This is a genomic window from Lysinibacillus sp. NPDC096382 (assembly GCF_044762845.1).
Taxonomy (GTDB): Bacteria; Bacillota; Bacilli; order Bacillales_A; family Planococcaceae; genus Lysinibacillus.
Genome location: NZ_JBIWFC010000022.1, coordinates 20449 through 44343, shown reverse-complemented (window position 1 = coordinate 44343; position 23895 = coordinate 20449). Strand labels below are relative to the sequence as shown.

Sequence of the window (23895 nt, the reverse complement as noted above, 5' to 3'; positions counted from 1 at the left end):
CCCCTTCTTACTTCACTGCTGGAACAAAACTCTCTCGTAATCTATACTTTTGAACTTTTCCTGATGCAGTCATCGGATAGTCGTCGATAAAGAAAATATGTCGTGGTATTTTATGTCTAGATATTTTATCCCGACAATAATCCCGAATTTCTTCCCCTGTTGCCTGCTCTCCTTCACGCAAAATGATCCAAGCTGCCGCTTCCTCTCCATAAACAGGATCAGGAACGCCAGCGACCTGTACATCTGCAATTTTCGGGTGTGTGTAAAGGAATTCTTCAATTTCTCGAGGAGATATATTTTCACCACCGCGAATAATCATATCTTTTAAACGCCCTGTTACACGTACATAGCCCGCCTCATCCATCGTTGCCAAATCCCCGGTATGCAGCCAACCAGCCCCATCAATTGCAAGAAGTGTTTCTTCTTGGTTTTTATAGTAACCTTTCATGACATGGTAGCCTCTCGTACATAGTTCCCCTTGCTCATTTGGCGCAGCTTCTTCGTCTGTACCAGGAACGACGATTTTAACTTCCAGATTCGGTAATGCACGACCAACGGTTTCTACCTTTAACAATAGCGGGTCATCTGCTCTCGTTTGTGTAATAACAGGTGAGGCTTCTGTTTGTCCGTAACAGATAGTTACATCCTTCATTCCCATTTTGTCGATCACGGCTTTCATCACCTCAATAGGACAATTAGAGCCTGCCATTACTCCAGTGCGTAACGTTGATAGATCAAAAGACGGAAAATTCGGTAAAGTAAGTTCACTAATAAACATCGTTGGTACACCATGTAACGCTGTACATTTCTCTTTTTCAACTGTTTGTAGTACTTCAGTAGCTGAAAATTCCTGCACGGGTACCATCGTCCCGCCACTAGTCGTAATGGCTAATGTTCCAATTACACAGCCAAAGCAATGGAAGAATGGGACAGGGATGCATAAACGATCTTCGAAAGTTAAATCCATACATTCTGCAATATTAATCGCATTATTGACTAAGTTATAATGCGTTAACATAACACCTTTCGGAAAACCTGTTGTTCCCGAAGTATATTGAACATTAATAACATCATCATAATGAAGCTCTTGCTGTCTTTTATCTAATTGCTCCTCTGTTATTTGCGCTGCAGCCGATAACACATCAGCCCAGTTTAGCACTCCGGGGTATTTTGTCTCGCCAATTAAAATAACATTTTTCAATAAAGGTAGTCGCTTTGATTGCAAATTACCCGGTTCACAATGTTCAAGCTCTGGACATAACTCTTGCAGTGTATTCATAAAAGAATGGTCTCGATAATTTTCAATTAACATAATCGTTTTTGCATCGGATTGCTTCAATAAATATTCCAACTCGCTTGAGCGATAATTAGTGTTGACAGTGACGATCGGAGCACCCATTTTACCTGTACCAAATTGCAACTGTACCCATTCCGGGACATTGGTCGTCCATACTGCAATATGCTCGCCCTTCTCTATTCCAAGAGCCATTAACCCTCTAGCTACTAAACGACTTTGCCGATTGAGTTCCTCGTAGGTCATCCGTAAATCCCTGTCTGCATACACTAATGCTTCCCGTTGTGGATACTTTTCCGATTGTTCATCTAGCAATTGACCAATAGTTTGATACACAAGTTCCGCCATGAAAATCCTCCTTTTAGCTACCTAAGATCATTAACAGCCTATTAAACGAGAAATAACGAGACGTTGAATTTCAGACGTTCCTTCACCAATTTCCATTAACTTAATATCACGCAGATGACGCTCTACATCGTATTCTTTCATATAGCCTGAACCGCCGTGAATTTGAATGGCTTGATTACAAGTTCGGAAGCCCATTTCAGAAGCAAATAATTTTGCCATTGCCGCTTCCTTCCCGAATGGTTTCTTTTGATCTTTAAGCCATGCCGCCTTATGTACTAACGTACGTGCAAGCTCTATCTCCATTGCCATATCGGCCAATTTAAACTGTATTGCCTGAAGTTTTGAAATTGGTGCACCAAATTGTTCACGTTCTTTTGCGTATTTTAATGATTTCTCATAAGCTGCCTGTGCAATTCCTACAGATAATGCTGCAATGGAAATACGTCCTCCGTCTAAAGTATTTAAAAATTGGCTAAATCCGCGTTTTTCATCCCCTAAAAGATTAGCCCTTGGTACACGAACATTTTGCAAAATAATCTCACATGTATTGGAGCCACGTACGCCCATTTTGTCGTAATTGCAGTTGATCGTTACGCCAGGAGTATTAGTTGGTACAATGATAGCTGAGATGATTTTTTTACCATCCTCACGTTTACCTGTCACTGCCGTCACAATAATTTGACGTGCATGGCCAGCATTTGTGATCCAGCATTTTTCACCATTAATGATGTAATCATCACCATCAATTACGGCTGTTGTACGTGTCCCACCAGCATCTGAACCAGCATTGGGCTCTGTTAGACCAAACGAACCTAATGTTTCTCCCTTCGCTAATGGAATAAGCCATTCTTGCTTTTGCTCCTCTGTACCGAAATTATAAATAGGCGAAGCACCTAAGCTAACTGCTGCTGCATAGCTTAATCCTGTGCCACCACACGCACGACCGATTTCTTCAACAGCAAGTGCGTAGGAAACAGTATCTCCGCCTGAACCACCATACTCTTCAGGAAATGGAATACCTAATAAGCCTAGCTCTGCCATCTTGTTAAAGCTCTCTATTCTCATCGTCGATGTCTCGTCAACCTCACGAGCATACGGTTTAATTTCATTTTCAGCAAAATCACGCACCATGTCTCGAATCATTGCTTGCTCTTTCGTTAGTTCAAAGTTCATCCCCAGTCCCCCTAATGTTTAATGTGCCATAGCGGATTTCGTTCAGATGACAGTTGCAAAAAATCAATTATACCTCGGCATAATAGCGTCCGGAATCGGCCGGAGGCTTTGGGCCAACGTGATGTTGGTCACTCAGTCGTTGCCACAGGACATGACGGTTTTAGACTGAGTTCCTCTATTTCAATGGGTGTTTAAACACCCATTGAAATAAGTTAATACCGACTAGTCGGTTTGTTTTAACTATTAATAAAACCAGTTTTTGCTTCTGGCTTCTCTTTGACCATAAATTGAACTGCTTCTTCCACTGCTTGTTCAGTGACAATCGCACGCAATACCATATCCGTAAAGACCTCTGTAATTTCCTCCATTGTTAATGGACCAGATTGCTTAAACCATTTGTATGTCCAGTTAATCATCCCAACAATAGCCATCGTTACAATAGTACAAGGTAGTTCTGTACGAAAATCCTTTGTTTGTTGGCCTTCCTCTATGACTTTTTGTAAAATATCCCGATATTGATCTCGTTTTTTATGAATAATTTCATTATAATCCCCTGGCAATGAACGGCTTTCCTCATAAAAAACAGTAATATGTGCTTGATACACATCAAATACTTGAGTCAGTGTTTGCAGCATTGCACATAAACGTGTAATCGGTGTATCGTATTTGTCATATGCCTCCTGTGATTGTTTAATAACATAGGAAATAAATACATCGTGAATTTCATACAACAACTCATCTTTCGATTTAAAATTATGATAAAATCCACCCTTTGATGCACCAATATATTCAACAATGCGATCAACAGTGACATTGTGATAGCCATCTTGCTGAAATAGCACTACAGAAGCGTCAACAATGCGTTGTTTTAACGTTTTCTTTACCATAGGCATCTATCATCCTTCTTATAACTCTTTACTCCATCACTCTTTATAATTAGAAAAAGTTTGGGTCATCACCCTAATGTGTGGTTGATTTCCGTTCCGGCTGGGTGCTTTGTTGCTGCCGCTTCGCTTTCGCTACAGAAAACATTTGTTGCTGACGCTTCGCTTTCGCACAGAGCAAAGCTTCCTGGGGGCGTCCGATGAGCCGCTTCACTCGCGATGCTCGCTCCAGGGTCTCATCTGTGACGCTGATCCCCGAGGAGCCGCCCAACCTCCACTCCAATCAACTTACGCATATAGTATATGTTTTAGCAAAATGCCATCCCATCTATCGGCGGAGAAACCTGACTTTTCTTAATTATAAAAAAACTACGACACCATTAATATAGCATTTACAAAAATTAGTGTCTAGCATCGATGTAGATTTTATTTAAAATTACGAGAATTTATTTTACATAAAGCAGAATTTTCAAAACCTATACAAATCGATTTCGCCTTGGTGTAATTGGCCGCTGTCGCTTTGCTTTCTCTACAAGAGAGATTTGTAACTGCCGTTTCACTTACGTTACATAAAACATTTGCTGAATGAAGATAAACAAACATACAATTACTGTATGATTTTCAACTTGTTTTCATTACTAAGATCCAAAAAAATTCCCTAGCGCTGTATAAGAACACTAGAGAATCTCAAAAATATAGTTATGAAGCTTTTGGTATTTTACGTAGCCACGAGATGATAATAGCAATGATTAGTGCAAAGCCTAAATACCCCATTGTTGAATATACCTTTCCAACTAATGTCGTGAACCCTACTAAACTCGCGACAAAGCCTATTAAGCCTATTACCACAATACCCAATTTAAAGCTTTTATGGTCAGGCGCTATAAAACGTACTGTAAATGCATAAAGCATTCCTACAGCTGTATTGTACATCATACCTAATAGAGCAATAGACATTAAAATACCTACTACAGGATGAATTTGTTTTGCTAGCTCTAATGTTGGCATTGCCGTCCCACCAACTACATCCATTTTAACGAACAAAGCAATATTAATAAGTATGATTAAAACACCGAGCATTACGCCACCAAGAAGACCACCTAAACCAGCAATCTTGCGCTCTTTTACCGTTCCCCCCATAACAATTAACATCGCAGTACCAGCAGCTATGTTATAAGATACATAGAGAAGTGCACCCAATATCCAATTAGAAGACGCAGATGTTTGCTCCTGTGCTAACACATGCTGTTCGGCAATTGTTAAGTCCATCGTGAAAATAGAATAAATTAATATAATAAAAACGATTCCCATTAAATATGGCGTCACTAAAGCTATTATATTAATAATGTTTTTTACATTTAATAGCAATGTTAAAATCGTAATGATTACCATAAAAATACTACCAATCATCGGATTTATATTAAACATTTGCTCGAATGTAGACCCCGAACCAGCAAACATCACAACCGCAACGCCAAATAAGAAGAATGTAATGACAATATCTAATAGTACCCCAACATACCGTCCACCAATTTGATAGATAACCTCTTTATGAGAGGTCGTTTGTGAATCCGCTCCTAATTGTGCTAGACTCATCCCTAAAAAGGCAAATGCAATTGTTGCGACAATTCCCCCTGCTATACCGTAAAGACCAAAGCTCGTAAAATATTGCATAATTTCTTGTCCTGATGCAAAGCCAGCACCAACGATTAACCCTACAAATGCGCCACCTATCTGCCAACTTTTTTTCATAGACCACCTGCTTATCTATTTTTTAAAATCCATAAGACGGTTGATTCCTCGTAGGAGTCATCGCCTTATGATTTAAGTTCTATCCATAAGTTTTCTAAGATCGCATTATTTATATATTTTCTGTGCTACTGTGAATAAATCGATTGTCTCCCTACTCACTTCATAGCCGATTCCTGCTTTTTGAGGAACTTCAATATAACCGTCCTTCACTACAACTTCTGGGTTGATGATATCTTTTTCCCAATAACGGTTTGAGCCTGCAGTATCTCCAGGTAAAATGAAATTCGATAATGTAGTTAATGCCACATTATGTGCACGACCAATACCAGACTCTAGCATGCCTCCACACCAAACTGGAATGTTATTTGCCTCACAATAATCATGTATTTTCTTCGCTTCTGTTAAGCCACCAACACGACCAATTTTAATGTTAATAATTTTAGTACCGCCTAACTCAACAGCTTTACGTGCATCTTCTAAAGAATGGATACTTTCGTCTAAGCAGATTGGCGTATCGATTAATTTTTGTAATGCTGCGTGGTCAATGATGTCATCCGACGCCAATGGTTGTTCGATCATCGTTAAATTAAAAGCATCTAGCTGCTTGAGCGTCTCAGCATCTTCGAGACGATAAGCTGAGTTCGCATCTGCCATAAACGCCACATCAGGGAACGTTTCACGTAATGTACGCATGACCTCTACATCCCAGCATGGCTTAATTTTGATTTTCATTCGTTTATAGCCTTCATTCACAAAGCCATCTACTAACGCAATTAGGTCCTCGATTGTTTTTTGAATACCGATACTGATCCCTACTTCAATGTTATCCTTTTTACCACCAAGTGCGGCCGCCAGTGATTGATTCGTCTGTTGGGCGTAAATATCCCAAATAGCACCTTCAATCGTTGATTTCGCCATATTATTTTTGCGAATTGGTTTAAATAGCTCATTGACCTCATCCGGATGCTGAAGCTCTTTATTTAAAATAAGAGGGATTAAAAAATCCTCTAGCATATGCCAGTTCGTTTGCAATGTTTCCTCGTTGTACCAAGGAGAATGGAATGCAACAGATTCTCCCCAACCGATTGTTCCTGCCTCATCCTTGGCCTCTAAAACTAAAAAATCTTTATCCTCGAATGTGCCAAAGCTAGTTGTAAATGGTTCTTTTAATTTCATTTTTAAATGTCTAATGGAAATTTCTATAATTTTCATATTGGTTTACCCCTTCCAGATCTAAAGTTTCTAATTTTACGAGGACATACTCGTTGTAATATTCTTGTTGCTGCAATTGAACTGCCGCATAGCCTTGTGCAAATAAGCGTTGTAATAAATATCTCGTTTTGAAACGCCAGTCCAATGCTAATGCTGGATCTTGTAGCTTCAATGCTTGAAAATCCTTTGGTACAGGCAATGTATATGAGCTTTCCTTATATTTTAAATTTTCAGATATATTTAAACATAGAAATCCTTGTTCATTTAATACACAGCTAGCCACTGGTATGGCATCCGTCGTATCTATTGAAAGATTTTTACTTACGTAATTAGAGGTTATATGCCAACACACCTCAAAACGGTCTGAAGGTAGTCCCTTATTTAAGCCATCCTGCATTTCACCGTAGCAGTTTTCTATATACGTATTACAAATACCATTTAATTTGGACAGATTGAGAAAACCATTTCGAGTTTCCAGCGGATCAAACGTCCACACCATTAAATCGTAGCCCCTCTCAATAGCAATAGCTTGCTGGGCATATTTTAATTGTTCACCTATTCCTTGGGAGCGGAAATTTTCGTCTATCCCTAACATATGGGAACATAAATAGCTTTTGCCCTCTCGAAACCCCGAAAAGCCATAGCTAAAGCCAACTAATTGATCACCATCATAGGCACCAACAACGATACCGCCATTTTTCACAGCTGTTAAAGTTTGATGAATGGGAATTGAAGGCATGCCCCAAACGTTATATTCCAATTGTTGAACTTGCTCCAGCTGTTCGATTGTCTTTATTTCCCTTATGTTAATCATTGCTATCGCTCCTTTCTTAATGGCCCTCAGTTAAGGTCTATAAAGCTCGTAAAATAGCTCTCGTGATAATGTTCACGCCGGTAATAAGCCGCTCTCGATTAAAGGTCATGTTCGGATGATGTAATCCTGGTATTACACCACAGCCTAAGCCTAGCATTGTTGCTTTCAGGTTCGGACGTTCATACGTATAAAAATGAAAATCCTCTCCTCCAGGAGTGACGACTGATGAAGCACATGCTTTTTCACCAACTACGTCAACTATCGCTGCTTTCATATGTTGTAATGCCTCATCATTCACTAATGCTGCAACAATATGTGCATCTACATGTAAGGAAATTTTTGCACCATACATCACTTCTATCGATGCTTTTACACGTTCAATACCATCCGTGAGAGTTTGCATTACTTCATTTGTTTGTGCTCGTGCATCGATGCTAAATGTTGCTTTCCCCGGAATAATATTCGTCGAGGTTCCTCCTGCATTAAATTGTGTCATTTTGACTGAAGCAGAGACATTGGGGTCTGTCCAGAGCTTTTGTAAACCTTCGACAAATGCAGCCCCTACTTCAATTGCATTAATGCCGAGTTCAGGTCGTGCGCCATGAGCCTCTTCCCCAAGAATTGTCCCAGTAAAAAGCTTTGCAGCACCGTGGTACAATGCTGGAGCATACGTCCCGTCCCTTAATTCTTTTAACGGACGAACATGGACACCAAATAAGTATTCTAAATGATCGATAAGCCCCTTCTCGACGAATGCGCGAGCGCCCTGTGCCTTTTCTTCAGCAGGCTGAAAAAGAATACGTACTGCGCCTGGGAGTAAATGCTCCATATCCTTTAACACGAGTGCCGTCCCAATAGCCATCGTCATGTGACCGTCATGGCCACAAGAATGATTAGCCTTAAATTCACCATCTACTTCCTGCCATAGAGCATCAATATCCGTACGAAATCCGACTCTCGGTATTCCTTCACCAATATCTACATACAGTCCCGTCATATCCTCAAACAATTGAGGCTCCATCTGTGCCTCCTTCAATAAACCGGCGATGTATTGCGTTGTCTTCTTTTCTTGCCAGCTAATTTCCGGATGCTCATGTAAATATGTAAAAATATCAGCCAATCTCGGCTGTAAGTTTTGTAAAATTTGATTCATTGTATTCAACTCCATCGATTTGCTAAAAAGCTATGTTGGAAATCATCATATTTTACGCGTTGATTTTCATAATAGTCGTGATTTTGTGCAGTCATACCTGCAATTAGTGTATTTAAAAATGAAATCAGTGCTGGCATTGCATCAATCGTAGACATTTCTTGTTGTTCATTCACTAAGGTAATCGTCGCATATTGCGTGATAGGTGCAATTTTAGAATCTGTAATACCAATAATCTCGCAATTTTTTTCTTGAATTTCGGCTGCAAATTGAATCGGTTCTTTAAAATAACGATGAAACGATAAAATAATGACCACACTATCCTCATCAATTTCTTGTAAAGCTCTAATGATTTCACTAGTTTCAAAATCTAAAAGCACTACGTTAGGACGTAGTATATTTAACGTAAAACACAACCATTGTGCCGCTAAATGGGAGGACCCATTCCCGACAATATAAATTTTTTTCTTCGTATGCAGCAGAATGGAAGCACGATTAAAATCTTCCTCGTTGATGTTCTTCGCAACATTTAAAATACTCGCTGCATCCTTTTCCATCGTTTTTTCATAAAAACGCGGGGTCTCAAAAAGTGCCTGCTTTGATTGCAAATAATTGTGTAAGCTACTAGTATTTCCTTCATTGAATAACTGCATCGTAATCTCACGCTGCAGCTCAGCATAACCCGATAATCCGATAGCGTAGCAAAAGCGGATAACCGTCGTTTCACTTACCCCTGCCTTCTCCCCCACATATGCGGCTGAATGAACACCAACAGTCTGCAAATTTTTGAGGATGAAGATCGCTACCTTTTGCTGACTCTTTGAAAGCTCCTGATATTTATGTTGAATGACTTGTTGAATTGTTTGATTATCCATCAAAGAAGTTCATCCTTCTCATTTTATTTTTTGAAGCTCAAACTGCATTGTTACATACAGTAGCATACTTATTTTCTTAACTCAATATATTTTCTGAAATTTCTGTTTATATTTAAAAAATAAAAATTTTGCAAGAACAAAGAACCATTCTGTGGCACCGGTTTCAATCTACGAAATGAACAACAAAGGTAGCTCATCTTCAAAAGTTGAATCATGTGAATAAGTTGATTGGAGTGGATACTGGGCGATTCCTTGGGATCAGCAAGAGAAACGAAGGCTAAAAGCATCACGTCCTGTGATAACGCCTTCGTGACCAACATCGTGTTGGCAAGGAAGTTTAAGGGTTATACATACTTCAGCTATTACTAACTATGTTACTATTAACAGTACAAGATAGTAAAAGGAGTTCAAAATATGGCGAAAAGTTTAGTTTTAGCAGAAAAACCTTCAGTGGCACGCGATATTGCAAATGTACTGAAATGTAACAAAAAGGGTAATGGATTCTTAGAAGGTGACAAATATATCGTCACATGGGCGCTGGGTCATTTAGTAACACTTGCCGACCCAGAAAGCTATGATGAGAAATATAAAAAGTGGGACTTAGCAGATTTACCGATGCTACCAGAACGTTTAAAACTCACAACGATTAAGCAAACAAGTAAACAATATAATGCTGTTAAATCACAACTAATACGTGGTGATGTAAATGAAATCATAATAGCAACCGATGCTGGACGTGAAGGTGAGCTAGTAGCACGCTGGATTATTGAGCGTGCTAAAGTAAATAAACCAATTAAGCGCTTGTGGATTTCTTCTGTAACGGATAAAGCAATCAAAGAAGGCTTTGCAAATTTAAAACCAGGTAAAGCATATGAAAACCTTTATTTTTCAGCTATAGCGCGTTCTGAAGCTGACTGGTATATCGGACTTAATGCGACTAGAGCGTTAACGACTAAACATAATGCACAGCTAAATTGTGGACGCGTTCAAACACCAGTTGTAGCAATGGTAGCAGCACGCGAAGATGAAATTAAAAATTTCAAAGCGCAAACATATTATGGTATTGAAGCAAAAACATCGGAATTAAAATTAACATGGCAAGATGCAAACGGTAATTCTCGTAGCTTTAATAAAGAGAAAGTCGATGCCATTGTAAATACTTTAGATAGGCAAAATGCAAAAGTAATTGAGATAGAACGTAAACCGAAGAAATCTTTTTCTCCAGGTCTATACGATTTAACTGAATTACAACGAGATGCCAATAAAATGTTTGGCTACTCAGCGAAAGAAACATTAAATATTATGCAAAAGTTATACGAGTCGCATAAGGTGCTTACTTATCCTCGTACAGATTCACGCTATTTATCTTCTGACATCGTTAGCACGCTTCCAGAAAGATTAAAGGCATGTGGTGTAGGAGAATATCGTTCTTTAGCAAATAAGGTGCTTACAAAGTCTATTAAAGCGAATAAATCGTTTGTAGATGACAGTAAAGTATCAGATCACCATGCAATTATTCCAACAGAGGAATATGTTAACTTTGCAAACTTTAACGATAAAGAGCGAAAAATTTATGATTTAGTTGTAAAACGTTTCTTAGCCGTTCTATTCCCAGTACATGAATTTGAGCAATTAACAGTGCAAGCTAAAATCGGCAATGAAAAATTTATCGCACGTGGTAAAACGGTAATTACTGCTGGTTGGAAAGAAGTTTATTCAAATCGTTTTGAGGATGAGGAAACGAACGAAGATGTAAAAGAGCAATTACTTCCTCGTCTAGAAAAAGGACAGGAGTTAAAGGTGAATTTAATTTCACAAACTTCTGGCCAAACAAAGCCACCTGCTAGATTTAACGAAGCTACTCTTTTATCAGCAATGGAGAACCCTACAAAATATTTGAACACGCAAGATAAACAGCTTGCAGATACATTAAAATCAACGGGTGGACTAGGTACAGTAGCAACGCGCGCTGATATTATTGATAAATTATTTAATTCATTCTTACTTGAAAAACGTGGGAAGGATATTCATATCACGTCTAAAGGTAGTCAGTTACTGGATTTAGTTCCGAACGAATTAAAGTCACCTGAGACAACAGCTGAATGGGAGCAAAAATTAGAGTTAATTGCCAAAGGAAAGTTAAAGAAAGAAACGTTTATCAATGAAATGAAGCAGCATACGAAAGAAATCGTAGCGGATATTAAAAATAGTGATAAGAAATTCAAGCACGACAATATCTCAACAAAGACTTGTCCCGATTGCGGTAAACCGATGCTTGAAGTGAACGGTAAAAAAGGCAAAATGCTTGTGTGCCAAGACCGTGAATGTGGTCACCGTAAAAACGTAGCACGTGTCACGAATGCCCGTTGTCCACAATGTAAGAAAAAGCTGGAGCTACGTGGTGAAGGCGATGGACAAATTTTTGTATGTAAATGCGGTCATCGTGAAAAATTATCTGCTTTTGAAGCACGCCGTAAAAAAGAAGGAAGCGGTAAAGTGGATAAACGTAGTGTACAGAAGTATATGAAGCAACAAGAAAAAGAGGCGGAGCCGATTAATAATGCATTTGCGGATTTATTAAAAGGTATGAAATTTGATTAATTTTAAAACAAAGTATAAAGAGGTCCCGCATTAGCGAGGCCTCTTTTAATCTTCATGGTTCATTTTGATCAGCATATTGATTTAAGCCACGTTTTTCTAGTTCTTTAACAAATATTGACCGTAGAGGCACATTACTCATATAAGGTTTTGGTCCAGTAGATAGTCCATCTCCTAGTACTGTTGATGCTCCACACCAGCAATTAGTAAGGCCTACAAGTAAATAAATCTTCGTAAACGTTAATATAGACTAGTGTCTAACTTGGGGAAATGATACGTACTATGAATGTGACAGTACCCCCTGCTCAAATAAAAGTTTACCCTCGCTAATACCAATAATCGTTACCCCTCCGTTAAATAAAATCAAAGTGTGTATTTAATTAATATCAACAGAAATTTAATAGACAAAATAAATTATATTGTTTATCGGATTAATTAATTTAAAAAAATCACGTATTTTGCATGAATAGCAATATGCGTGATTTTTTTATTATTTAAATTTCATATTATCAATTTATGTATGTTTAAACATTTAGAACATCTTTAATTTCATTGGTATGTAAGGAAATATAATATATTCAAAGAATCATTTGATTGATTATTAACTACCAATTAAGTCCCAAATAGAACTGATAATAGTTCCGACATTTACTGTAAAGACCTTTATTCCTAGCAACATCGTCATCTCCTCCTTTCATCTTACTATATATATTATTGGTTTTTTATACATTTTTTGTTAAAATGTAAACAAAAGTTAACATCTTAAAGTTGGAGGAAGTAGTACAAATGAAAATTGGAGAATTAATTAGAGAGTTACGGCTACAAAAAAACGTCCGTTCTAATGTTCTATACAAAAATTTACTGAGTAGACCAGCCATAGTAAAATTTGAACGAGGAGAAAGCGATACGACAGCAGAAAAATTTTTAAAAATGTTAGATTACTTAAATATCACGCTAGAAGAATTTAGTATCATATACAATGATGAGGAAAATAAGGACTTAGATTATACGAGGAAGTATGTTGAAGCTTTCTATAACCAAGATGTAGATGCTTTATACTTAATTGTTGAACAAGTTGAAAATGAATATAAATTAACGCACAACCTAAAGTTTTTACATTTTCGATCCTTGATATTGTTGTTGGTTGATGATCTTCTAGGAACAAAAGAACATACTAAAGAAATAGAATTACTCCAAAAATACTTAATGAATTGTGAAAGCTGGGGTTATTATGAAATCACTTTGTTTGCAAATAGTTTAAGTTTTTACTCAATAGAATTAATTGATCTTGTTTATGATCGTACAAAAAAAACATTACAGCGCTATCAAAATCTTACGAGATACCGTAATGAAATTGCTTTAATAATTTTCAATATTTTAGAAAAAAAAATTACGTGTAAGGATATAGATGGGGCTAAAAAATACCTTGCTGAATTAGAGAAAGTAAAAGTAAGTGTTATAGATAATATGTACATGCAAACAATGATTAAATTTTTCTCTGCATTAATCTCTCTTATAGATGGAGATACGTCAAAGAACAAAACAATACTGGAAATTATAAATGTATTTACTTTACTGGAACTAAAGCTTAAATCCACACAATGCCTTGAGCTTTATGAAAAAGTACAGGAAATTTATAATTTAAAATTCAAAGAGGACACCTATTCTCAATAAGGTTCCCTCTATCTTGCCTTGTTTCTTTGTCTCCTAAAAAGGGCATACAATATCCCATTAAGTAATAAAGGCTATATTTTAGGCATTTGAGAAAGCGTCGATATTTCGACTTGATATTATAACTTATGAGTCAAACTTTTTCTCCTGTTTTTAGGAAAGTCCATTTACTCAATACATATTACATCTTGACTAGGTTCGTTTTCACCCGAAAGCACTTCTTTAAAATTGTACCATCCCTATAAACTTTCACTTAGTATGCCAGCAATTCTTGATCATAAACCTATGTGTAAGAAGAGTAGCATTTTTAAATATCTTCTTTCAACAATTTGATATATAGAGACAATTATGGGAATTAGAGAAATCTTTTAACCATAATTTCTTTGCGTAATCGTAAAGTCAGATTGTATGACAGTTACTTAGACAAGGATTCTTATAATTCCTGATGAAGGAGTTTCGAGCAAGCTGTACTATACTCTTGTTTATAACCCGTTAAAAGTTCCTATTTTGATTCATCAGCTACTTTATATTTTGATAAATATTCTGACAGAACTTCATGGGTGTCATTTTCGGAATCTACGGTAAAGGCAACTATCTTATAATCTTGAATATTTAGTAAATCTTGGACTTCAGCCATATTACATGACATAGGCGGACAAACTGTGTTACAGTTCGTAAAAACAAATATATCCAACTAGGTTTCCCCTTTTAAATTTTCTAACGCTACACTTTCATTATTTTGATTAAAATAGATGCAATCATCTACTAGTTAAATTGATAATTACTACACTCTGACAAAACTATAACAACTCTATTAAACAAATAGGTTTTTTATCTTCAATATCTTTCCCTCCAATAACAACGTTTATTGGTATTTCCTCCTTCCCTTCTTTAAAGAAGATTTCAATTTCAATTAAAATCCCCAGGATCAAGTATCATTTATAATTTCAGACTGTATTCCCTCAAAATATATCAAGTTAACAATTGTTTACATTTTTAATAAATTAAAGGATATGCATTTATTATTAATTTGTAAGTAATTCAAAACCTCTAAAGTTCCAAATACATACAGTTTATTTGTACATTAAGAATTCAAGTTTTAGTTGAGGTGGTTGAAGTACTTATACAAATATCATAAAAGGAGTAGTTAGAAATGAAAAAATTTTTTGCGACACTATTGACTGTTACAGCTTTACTTTCTCCAACAGCTTTTAGCACTCAAGAAGCCCTAGCAGCTGCGCCGTATAAAGATAGTGTTACTTTGACAACGGGTTTACCAAGCATTTCGACAGTACGTGTAAAAAATAATGGTGTTTTGGCATACAATGTTGTAAATACAGGCTTTCAAAAAGTGAGCTTCCAAATTTTTGATAATGGTGAACCACTTTTTCCTGAACGTAGATATCTAGATCCAGGCAAAAGGGATGCTACATCATTAGGTGGAGTGTCGCCAAATAGGGAATATTCACTACGTATCTATTGTGAAAGTAGTACAGGTAAAGGATGTACTGCTGGTGCATCACTTAATGGTAACCCTTAAGAATAAATAAATTCTTTTATCAAGTATAGAAAAATTCCACTTACTATCAGATTTTATGAGCTCGTCTCTATGAAACAGCGAGATATACAGTTCATTTGTCTATTAGAAATTCAAGTGTTAGTTGGTGGATAATTGAAATACTTATAGAATCGGAAAAGGAGTAATTTGAAATGAAAAAATTATTAGCAACACTATTGACAGCTACAGCTTTACTTTCTCCAATAGCTTTTGACAATCAAAAAGCCCTAGCAGCCGCGCCGTATAAAGATAGCGTTACTTTGACAACGGGTTTACCAAGTATTTCGACAGTACGTGTAAAAAATAATGGTCTATTACAATACAATGTTGTAAATACAGGCCGAGAAAAAGTAAGTTTCCGAATTTTCGAAAATGGTGAACCACTTGCAGGATATATTTATCTAAATCCAGGTGAAAGAAATACTTCAACATTAGGTGGAGTGTCGTCAAGTAAGGAATATTCACTACGTGTATATTGTGAAAGTAGTTCAGGTACAGGATGCACTGCTGGCGCTTCGCTTAATGGTAACTAACACTTACTAAAAGAAGTTAAAAGCAGAAATTATTTAGAGCCCTCTACTTAGTCACCTTAATAGTCATTATCGATCAATATAAAGAGCAAATTCACCTTAATTGTGAATTTGCTCTTTTTCTATGCTTCAAATAAAAATATCGAAATTGACTGCATACTCAAACTCTTAAAACATATGTTGAGTTAACAGAATGTTCACAAATTAGAAAGGGGATGAATGAATGGATGCTCAAACTTTCAGACCTCGGAATGTGATTTTTATGACAATTGTTGTTTTTGTATCGATGTTAATTGGTTACGGTATATATATTAATTTTATTGATGTTCCTTTTCCATGACAGCCTTATTTCTTTAACTGACTTAACAAGAACTTTCGGTTGTCTAGTATGCGCTGATCTTTTGGCTTAAATTTACGTGCTTCTTCATTATGCTGATATGCATTTTCATAGAGACGCAAGCGATTGTATAACAAGCTTAGCTGTAAATGTGGAAGCCATGTGGAATAAGCGTGCTTGTGTATAGCCATTGTCTGCTCTATAGGTTGCTGTAATGCTTGTGAATACCAGTAAATAGCTTCTTTATTTTTCGATTGCTCCATAAAAAAATGACCGATTCGACAGCATGTTTCTGGTCTTGGTCGATCATATAATAATGACTGTAAAATAGTTTGTGTTGCTTGTTTTGAATCATGTAGCTGTTGGTAGCAATCCGCTAAGTTTAAGCAAGCTTGAATTTGATCATCAGCAGAGCCTTTTGTGGAATCTAGGAAAATATTATAATGATTGATTGCTTCTAAAAATCGCTGGTGAAATTTAAGCTCATTTGCGTAATGAAAAGTTTCTCTAGCTGAAAATGGGTGCCCTTCTTTCTTTAAACGCTCATAAATAGTAATATTGCGATGGATATCACTTTTTCTTGGTAAATGTGTGATTGCTATATCGCTATGAAAGAGCTGGCCTGTTACATCTAAATATTCATGGACGGCGCCCTGCCACTGAAAATTATGCGCACGTTTTACGAGACGAAATCTTTTTTCACTTGATTCTACATAGCCATCAGCATCCAGCGTTACATAATAATCCATGGAAACAGCATCGACATTAGGATGAAAAAGAGATTGTTTAAGTTGTAGGAACTTTTGCTGATGTTCTGTTGTGATCACGTCATCAGCATCCAGCCATAAAATAAAATCTTTCGTCGCTTGTTGAAAAGAAAAGTTACGAGCTTTGGCAAAGTCATCGCACCAGGTAAAGTCGAAAATTCGTGAGGTATAGTTCCGGACGATATTTTTTGTACGATCAGTTGAGCCTGTATCAATAATATTGATTTCATCCACTAAATGTTGAACGGAGTCTAGGCATCTTTCAATAGTACATTCTTCATTTTTAACAATCATACATAAACTAATCGTAAACATCGGTCCCCTCCTTTTTTTGTAATAATATATGCAAGCTTAAAAATTTAACGAGGCTATTTACCATTTTATCTCCTAACTTTTTGTTTTTATCACCTAAATTATTTAATTTGTCTCCTAACTTTTTGTTTTTATCGCCCAACTTTTATAATTTATCACCCAACTCTTCCATCAAAAAAAACGAACGCTGCACACGTTCGTTTTTTGTCTTATAAGTACTTTTCACGCCACTTTAGTTGTTCTTTTTCTGTGAGCTGTTGTTCTAGGTGTGAATCCCATTGATTTAAGAATGCATTCCAAACTCGGACGAACAAAATATCTTGTTCTTTATCGTGAAGGACAAATTCAAGGCATGGGATATCATTGATTTGTTTAGCGTCTGTTTCAACAATTTTTGAAATTATTTTTTGAGAGGCCCCAGCTCCAGCTTCAGCTTTTTCTTCATCCTCTTGCTGTAGCGCTTCTATTAACATTGCTTCTTCGAATTGCTCCTGCTTCTCAGCCTCTTCATCCACATAGCGATATAATTCTGGTAGGTCATCATATTCTTCTATATTGTCCTCGTCGACAGCAAGAAATGCAAGATGGCATGGGCTATAGTAAAGGTTAGCCATTTCGACATCTAGCTCCTCTTCGAAGATGCCACGTTCCAGCTGCTGCTGTCCTTTAGCGGTTAATCTATAGAAGTCTTCCGTTTGCTCAATAAGACTTACTCGGGACATTAACGATACTAAATCCTCAATAAATAACGGATCAACTAGTAATAGCTCACTTAATTCTTGTGCGTTTGCAAAATCCGCTTCCTGTATGCTCATTAACAGCATTGTCATCAAGACATCCATAGTAGAACGACGAACTGGCTCATAGGTTACTTCTACTGTTCGAATCGGGATGCACCATTCATCGGTTTTGACCATTTTAATATTTCGATTTTGCTGAATTTCACGCATTAAGCGCTGCTGTAATTTTGACAATCTACATCACCTGTCCTTCATGATTACGCAAGCCGTTATAGGATTTCACGGTCTCTAACAGATTGCTATACATCTCTCGTGTATCTGGATGCTTCGCACGTTTGGCAAACATCTCAGCACTTCCGACAAGTAATAATAGTTCTCGAGCACGAGATAAGGCAACGTTTAAACGACGATAATCTCTTGCAAAGCCAACGTCTCCCCCTTTAGGCGTATTACGTACCATACTAACTAATATGACGTCCATCTCCATACCTTGGAACTTATCAACTGTCCCGGTTCTAAATTGAAGATGTGGTAGCTGTAATTCCTGTTGTAGAAGGCGATTAATTTTCTTAACTTGCTCCCCATAGAAACTAATTACCCCAACACTTTTTTGTGCATCTTGAGGTATGTGGCCAGCAGTTTTAGCTTCAATAACAGCCTTGTTCATATCTATTAAAATACGACGAATTGTTTGTAGTTCACCCTCATTATAACGACTCGTTCCGCCCTTTACCTGCTCCTCTAGATAAGGTTTTTCAGTTGGAATATCAACCCATAGCAAATGATCATCTCGGTTCACAAATTGTCCTTCTAGGCAATGGTCTCGTGCTGCATCCGAATCTGGTAAACCACATTGCAGACCATTTTCCTCTTTCGCGTAAAACGGTGTAATACTGTGCATAATTTTTTCATGCATTCGATACTGCAATGCCAGCATTTGCTTATGTGTTTGCGGTAAGTTATTAAATAAACGTTCAAACAGTGATTCACGCAGTAAATTTTTTAACTCCTGTGCGCCGTCAAAGTTTGGATTTTCATCGAGCATTGCTTTTAATGTTTCTTCCAACGTATCGTCTCCAAGTAGTGGAGGTAGCTGATGATGATCGCCTACTAAAATAACTTTCTTACCCTTAAGCATTGGCAATAATAGCTCTGGTGGTGTTGCCTTTGAAACTTCATCAATAATAACAACATCAAATGTCGGGTAGTTCTCCATAAATTCCTTACTTGCCGAAGCAACGCATGTTGTACCGATAACATTCGCATGACGCACATATAATTTACGAATTTCATCTAAATCATATTCAGTAGCATTTTGTAGCTTGTCACGCCATTGCTCTTGTAACTTTTTTCGAAGAGGTAGTTGCTGTTCCTTGCGCTGTAATTCCACTATTGCTGTTTTCGAGGATGCCATTGCTTCCACTACTTCCTCGGAAGTGCGCTCTGGTGTTGATTGTAGAAGCTTTGTGCATGCTGTGAGCTGCTTCTCCTTCTTCAATCCAGCTATATTAATTTCTTTTATATTTTCTTCTAATTGTGTTAGCTGTAGTTCAATCTCTTGTAAGCTAGTCTGCGCTGTTTGAAGTGCCGCTTTCTTTGGTAGGAGCTGTGTATTAGCATGCTCCACTGCCTCAAGTTGTTGACGTGCTGTTTGAAGAGAAGATTTCGATTGTGACACGAGCATTTTTAAATGTTCTACAGACTCTTCTGGCTCAGCATCAATTTGGAATGCCTCAGCTAACTGCTGAAGTCGTTCTGTATGCTGTAAAAATGGCTGCAATTGTCGTTGCAAGCTTTGAACGTCAAAGCTAGTAATCGCGCATTCTTGATGTAATAGGCCTCCAATACCTTTACGCAAGGACTCAAACTCCCGATCTTTATGATCTTGTTGTTGCTTAAGAGCTACACCCTTTTGCCAGACAAAATCACGACGCATATATAATCCGAGCAAGAAATGCTCAATTTGCTCGGCAGATGGTGTTTGATCATCTTGAAAGGCTGTATTGAGCTGTGCAAAAACACCTGTTAAATTTTGCAACGAAAACGATTGAACTTGCTGCACTCTACTTTTAGCAAGGGCACGTTCTTTTTCTTCATCGGATACTAACGATTCAAGCTTTGCGATCGCTTTTTGTAGACGTGAATTGATAGTTGCCCATGCGTCTAAATCTTTAGCATCCTCTAAATGCTGTAAACGACTGATTTGCTGTGACAGCACATAAGATGGGCGAATTTGATAGTGCTGTAAAAATCGTTCAATTCGCTCATAGGACGTTAAATTACTGATATATTGTTCGGCTTCCTTCATTAACCGAAGACGATTATTTTCCTCTTCATATTTCAATTGGATATCTTTGAACTGCAGTGCTAGATGCTGCTTTTGCTCTTGCAGCTCCTTATATTGAGCAGCTGCTTCCAATTGCTCAATTTTTTGAGTAGTTTCTTCTATAGTAAGCTTCAGCTGTTCGATAGACGGACTTTCAGCAAGAGTCTGCTCAAGCATCTTTACAGCAGGCTCGATTTGCGCCAGCTGTTTTTCGTAATGCTCTTTATGTGCCTCGTTCTCCTGCTGTCCAGCTTTTGCAGCCTTTAATTCTTTCTTTAACGCTTGTATTTCCTGCTGTAAAATTGGCTCGTCAATTGCGGCCTGCTCTTTTGCAGCTATTTCCTTTGTTAACTCCTCAAGCCACGCCTCAAGCTTTTCTAGCTCTTCCTCAGCCTTGATAATACTTGATTTTAGTTCTTGCTCACGTTCTGTAAAAGCTGTTATTTCCTCTTCAATCGCTACAAGAGTTTGCTCACGCCAATGAAGCGCAACATTTTCCTCAATAAACTTTTTACCCTCTTCTTCTATGCTTTCCGTTCTACCGTAACGTAAAATTCGAATTTCTTGATTGGAAAGAAGTCGTCCTAAAGCATTATCCACGGCGAGATTTGATTGAGAAGCTACGAGTGTTTTTAAGCCCGCCTTAACATTTTGCTGACAAATTTCAGAAATAACAGTTGTCTTACCTGTGCCAGGAGGTCCTTGAATCACATACAAATCTTCAACAGACAATGCTCCTAAAACAGCCCGCCTTTGATATTCGTTTAAATTATTGTGAAAAACAATATCCTCTTGAAGCTTGGAAGCTCGTACAGTTGGGCGTTTTTCAAATAGTATTGTCTCTAAATTAGGGTTAACTGCCTCGCCTTTTTCTAGCTTTGTAAAACCATTGCGTAATCGTCTAATTTGACTCAATGTCGCAAAATTACTAAAGCTCGCTTGCTTTGAACGAAGGTTAAGTTGATCTTTACGTGCTAAATCCTGCACAAAAGGCTTTAAGTCAATTTCTATTGTCTGCTTCCCTGCATTAGCCTTCAATACTTGTCCAATTTCACCGCGTACCCCTTGAATGCTCACACTTAACCCTTCAAGCTTCTTCCATTCCTTCGATTTTATATAAGGGCAGACAATTGTCAGCCTAGTAAAATCTTCGTTAAAATAGCTTTGCTTAAACTCTGTATGAATATCATCAATGGTCGCATCGCGTTCTTGAATTTTTAAATAGCCTTCCCAGCTTGAGATACGCTTTTTCACATATTCTGTGCGTTCCTCGGCTATTGGTAGCTCTCTTATTTTTTTATGAAGATCAAGCGGAATCCCTGCTCCATTATTCGGTCTTGTGACAAGTTGTAATGCTGCCGGTAAACGACGGTTTGTATTAATTGGGCCTCGCATATGTACAAAACGAATATTTGTAGCTAATAATCCTTCAACCTTTAGCACACAATCCATAATGGCTGTTTTCTCCGCAAGGACGTCGGTTAACTTTTCATTTTGCTCCGCATTAAAATAAATCGATAAAAATGTTTCACCAACCGTTTTTGCTTTGCGCTTTTCGATATAGACGGTGATTGTTTTTTGTAAGGCAAAAAAGGCATGCTCGTTTGCTGAGCATTCCTCTACCGCTTCCTTCGCCTTATTAGTCAATATTAGACTACAGCGTTGTTTTTCTAGTATAGCGATGTCCTGCATGAGCAGCCCTCCCTTCCGTTTCACTAAAATACTATTTTATCACATCGTAAAAGGATACTTGAAAAGAAAAATCCCCTGCACAGTGATTTCTTTCCACTGCACAAGGGATGCATTTTATTTTAATGTTGATCAATCGGTTCTTTCGGCAATGTTTTGCTCATTTCACAATACTGTACAAAAACACGAGCCAATTCACGTAAACGATTATGAACATCTTCGTCAACTATATTATTATTTGCATCAAAGTGAGATGTGTGTGTGTATACATAGTTCGGAGTTACAAGTGCACGGAAGTAATCTAAAATTGGTTTCAACTGATTTTCTACTACTAAATGGTGCTGATACGTACCACCATTTGCCACAATCGATACAGGCTTATAGCGCATTGTTTTCGGATGCAAGAAGTCAAATGCATTTTTTAAAACGCCTGGAATCGATGCTTGGAAAATTGGTGTAGCGATAATATACGCATCCGCTTCTTCGAACTTTTGAATCATTTCTTTCATGTCATCATTTAACGGTGAACCGTCTACAATTTGATGCTTATATTGACTAAAATGCATAATTTCTAACTCGAAACCTGCATCTAATTCTTTAATATATTGCTCCACTTGTTCTAAAATAGCACCAGTTTTACGACCAAACATTGTGCCATCAACGAGTAAAATTTTCATTTTCACTTTGCCTCCACATTCATTTCTACAATAATATTGTAACAAATGAAAAGAGGCACGGAAAGAATTGTAGTAGTTAAAACCGTAAATTCAGTCTTTAGGCGGAACGGAGTCTACACAAGAAATATGCTTTCGAAAAATTATTAAAATAATATTTCGCTCATAACGTGGGGATGATTTCCGTTCCGGCTGGGCGCTTTCGCGCAGATAAAACATCGCTGATCCCCAAAGAGTCGCCCAGTCTTCACTCCAATCAACTTGTCTGCATTGATTAAATTTCGGTAATAGACCTTTATTTATCCTCACGACGTTGGAATTTTACTTCTTTATCTACAACGGTTTCCTCTATCTTATATTTATCTCGATTAATAACGACTTCACGATTTACTTTATCTTCTTCATCGTTAGAACCTAATAAATTGTGCTTATTCCAATTAAATAATTGCTCTCTTGAAACATCATCATCCTGCGTTTCAGGGAAATCTAGCTTAGCCAATTCCTGTGATGGATAAATTGTAACTGACTGTTTATCACCATACAGCGCAATAACGATCATCGCCTTCGCAACTTGGGAAGCTTCTATAGCTCTTGAACGCTTTAATGGCCCAACTAATAATGGCTTTACTAATTTTAAAACTTTCTCTCCCGCCTTTTCACCAAAGCGAAATTCCTCTCTATCGCCAACCAATAGAGATGGGCGAATAATTGAAAGTCTCTGTAAGCCTAGCTCCATAAGATCATGTTCAAGCTTTCCTTTCACTCGATTATAGTAAAATGGAGAACTTTCATTTGCACCCATCGCCGTAATAACTAACATATGTGGGATTCCTCGATTTTTTGCTAATGAGGCAATCGTTAACGGATATTCAAAATCAACTTTCTCAAATTCCTCACGTGATCCTGCCTTTTTTATTGTTGTTCCTAAACAACAATAAAGCTCATGTGCAAATTCGATATCTTTTTCCTCTAAAGCATCAAAATTACGAATTTTTACTTCTAGCTTTGGATGCGTAAATGCTAGCGCTCTTCGTGCAATAACCGTAACTGAAATGTATTCATCATTTTCACATAATTGTTTTACAAGAGAGGTACCTGTTAATCCAGTAGCCCCTACAACAATCGCTGCGCGCATTCCCATTGGTTGTACCCCCTTCTATGCTCATTTGCCCCAAAAGTTACTCTGCCGGA

General features: G+C 37.4%; 18 protein-coding genes. 4 read left to right on the top strand and 14 right to left on the bottom strand.

Annotated features, from left to right (window positions below; genetic code table 11):
• Positions 1 to 7 precede the first annotated feature (7 nt).
• The 8 genes from ACIQZA_RS22140 to ACIQZA_RS22105 form a co-directional block, all read right to left on the bottom strand.
• Positions 8 to 1642: an AMP-binding protein gene (locus ACIQZA_RS22140; protein ID WP_402883875.1), complete on the bottom strand. Its 1635-nt coding sequence runs from the start codon at positions 1640 to 1642 to the stop codon at positions 8 to 10.
• 30 nt (positions 1643 to 1672) lie between these two features.
• A complete protein-coding gene (locus tag ACIQZA_RS22135) occupies positions 1673 to 2815 on the bottom strand; it encodes an acyl-CoA dehydrogenase (protein ID WP_402883876.1) in 1143 nt (380 codons plus the stop codon).
• 236 nt (positions 2816 to 3051) lie between these two features.
• On the bottom strand, positions 3052 to 3702 hold the full coding sequence (locus ACIQZA_RS22130) for a TetR/AcrR family transcriptional regulator (RefSeq protein ID WP_400940852.1): 651 nt from the start codon (positions 3700 to 3702) through the stop codon (positions 3052 to 3054).
• A 696-nt stretch (positions 3703 to 4398) separates the two neighbouring features.
• A complete protein-coding gene (locus ACIQZA_RS22125) occupies positions 4399 to 5451 on the bottom strand; it encodes a YkvI family membrane protein (RefSeq protein WP_402883877.1) in 1053 nt (350 codons plus the stop codon).
• 105 nt (positions 5452 to 5556) lie between these two features.
• Positions 5557 to 6663 carry an o-succinylbenzoate synthase gene (gene menC / locus ACIQZA_RS22120; protein WP_402883879.1) on the bottom strand — a complete coding sequence of 369 codons (1107 nt, stop codon included), beginning with the start codon at positions 6661 to 6663 and terminating at the stop codon, positions 5557 to 5559.
• Positions 6638 to 7477: a GNAT family N-acetyltransferase gene (locus ACIQZA_RS22115; protein ID WP_402883881.1), complete on the bottom strand. Its 840-nt coding sequence runs from the start codon at positions 7475 to 7477 to the stop codon at positions 6638 to 6640. The genes menC and ACIQZA_RS22115 overlap by 26 nt, the downstream gene beginning before the upstream one ends.
• Positions 7478 to 7514: 37 nt before the next feature.
• Positions 7515 to 8630, bottom strand: coding sequence for a M20 peptidase aminoacylase family protein (locus ACIQZA_RS22110; RefSeq protein WP_402883883.1), 1116 nt, complete (start codon positions 8628 to 8630; stop codon positions 7515 to 7517).
• A 5-nt stretch (positions 8631 to 8635) separates the two neighbouring features.
• On the bottom strand, positions 8636 to 9502 hold the full coding sequence (locus ACIQZA_RS22105; protein WP_402883909.1) for a MurR/RpiR family transcriptional regulator: 867 nt from the start codon (positions 9500 to 9502) through the stop codon (positions 8636 to 8638).
• Positions 9503 to 9916: 414 nt separating this feature from the next.
• Between ACIQZA_RS22105 and ACIQZA_RS22100 the strand changes: the two genes are divergently transcribed.
• Entirely contained in the window at positions 9917 to 12103 is a 2187-nt protein-coding gene (locus tag ACIQZA_RS22100; RefSeq protein ID WP_400940795.1) for a DNA topoisomerase III, read from the top strand.
• A 783-nt stretch (positions 12104 to 12886) separates the two neighbouring features.
• The gene (locus ACIQZA_RS22095; RefSeq protein ID WP_400940797.1) at positions 12887 to 13774 is read left to right on the top strand and encodes a helix-turn-helix domain-containing protein; all 888 of its coding nucleotides are present in this window, start codon (positions 12887 to 12889) and stop codon (positions 13772 to 13774) included.
• A gap of 499 nt (positions 13775 to 14273) precedes the next feature.
• On the opposite strand, the gene ACIQZA_RS22090 is transcribed toward ACIQZA_RS22095, so the two are convergent.
• Positions 14274 to 14465 carry an SCO family protein gene (locus ACIQZA_RS22090; protein WP_402883885.1) on the bottom strand — a complete coding sequence of 64 codons (192 nt, stop codon included), beginning with the start codon at positions 14463 to 14465 and terminating at the stop codon, positions 14274 to 14276.
• Positions 14466 to 14924: 459 nt separating this feature from the next.
• On the opposite strand from ACIQZA_RS22090, the gene ACIQZA_RS22085 reads away from it, so the two are divergent.
• Entirely contained in the window at positions 14925 to 15311 is a 387-nt protein-coding gene (locus ACIQZA_RS22085) for a hypothetical protein (protein ID WP_402883887.1), read from the top strand.
• 170 nt (positions 15312 to 15481) lie between these two features.
• Entirely contained in the window at positions 15482 to 15862 is a 381-nt protein-coding gene (locus tag ACIQZA_RS22080) for a hypothetical protein (protein WP_400940803.1), read from the top strand.
• Between the two features lie 342 nt (positions 15863 to 16204).
• Here ACIQZA_RS22080 and ACIQZA_RS22075 read toward each other — a convergent pair whose 3' ends face one another.
• The 5 genes from ACIQZA_RS22075 to ACIQZA_RS22055 all read right to left on the bottom strand — a co-directional run bounded on the left by ACIQZA_RS22075 (position 16205) and on the right by ACIQZA_RS22055 (position 23845).
• Positions 16205 to 17278 (bottom strand): glycosyltransferase, encoded by a 1074-nt coding sequence (locus ACIQZA_RS22075; protein WP_402883889.1) that lies wholly within the window; start codon positions 17276 to 17278, stop codon positions 16205 to 16207.
• 206 nt (positions 17279 to 17484) lie between these two features.
• The gene (locus ACIQZA_RS22070) at positions 17485 to 18249 is read right to left on the bottom strand and encodes a hypothetical protein (RefSeq protein WP_400940807.1); all 765 of its coding nucleotides are present in this window, start codon (positions 18247 to 18249) and stop codon (positions 17485 to 17487) included.
• Position 18250: 1 nt separating this feature from the next.
• Entirely contained in the window at positions 18251 to 22033 is a 3783-nt protein-coding gene (locus ACIQZA_RS22065; protein ID WP_402883891.1) for a DEAD/DEAH box helicase, read from the bottom strand.
• A gap of 119 nt (positions 22034 to 22152) precedes the next feature.
• Complete coding sequence (locus ACIQZA_RS22060; protein ID WP_323654144.1) at positions 22153 to 22707, bottom strand: NADPH-dependent FMN reductase; 555 nt, start codon at positions 22705 to 22707, stop codon at positions 22153 to 22155.
• 292 nt (positions 22708 to 22999) lie between these two features.
• Positions 23000 to 23845, bottom strand: a complete 846-nt coding sequence (locus ACIQZA_RS22055; protein WP_400940812.1) for an NAD(P)H-binding protein — start codon at positions 23843 to 23845, stop codon at positions 23000 to 23002.
• Between the last annotated feature and the right edge of the window lie 50 nt (positions 23846 to 23895).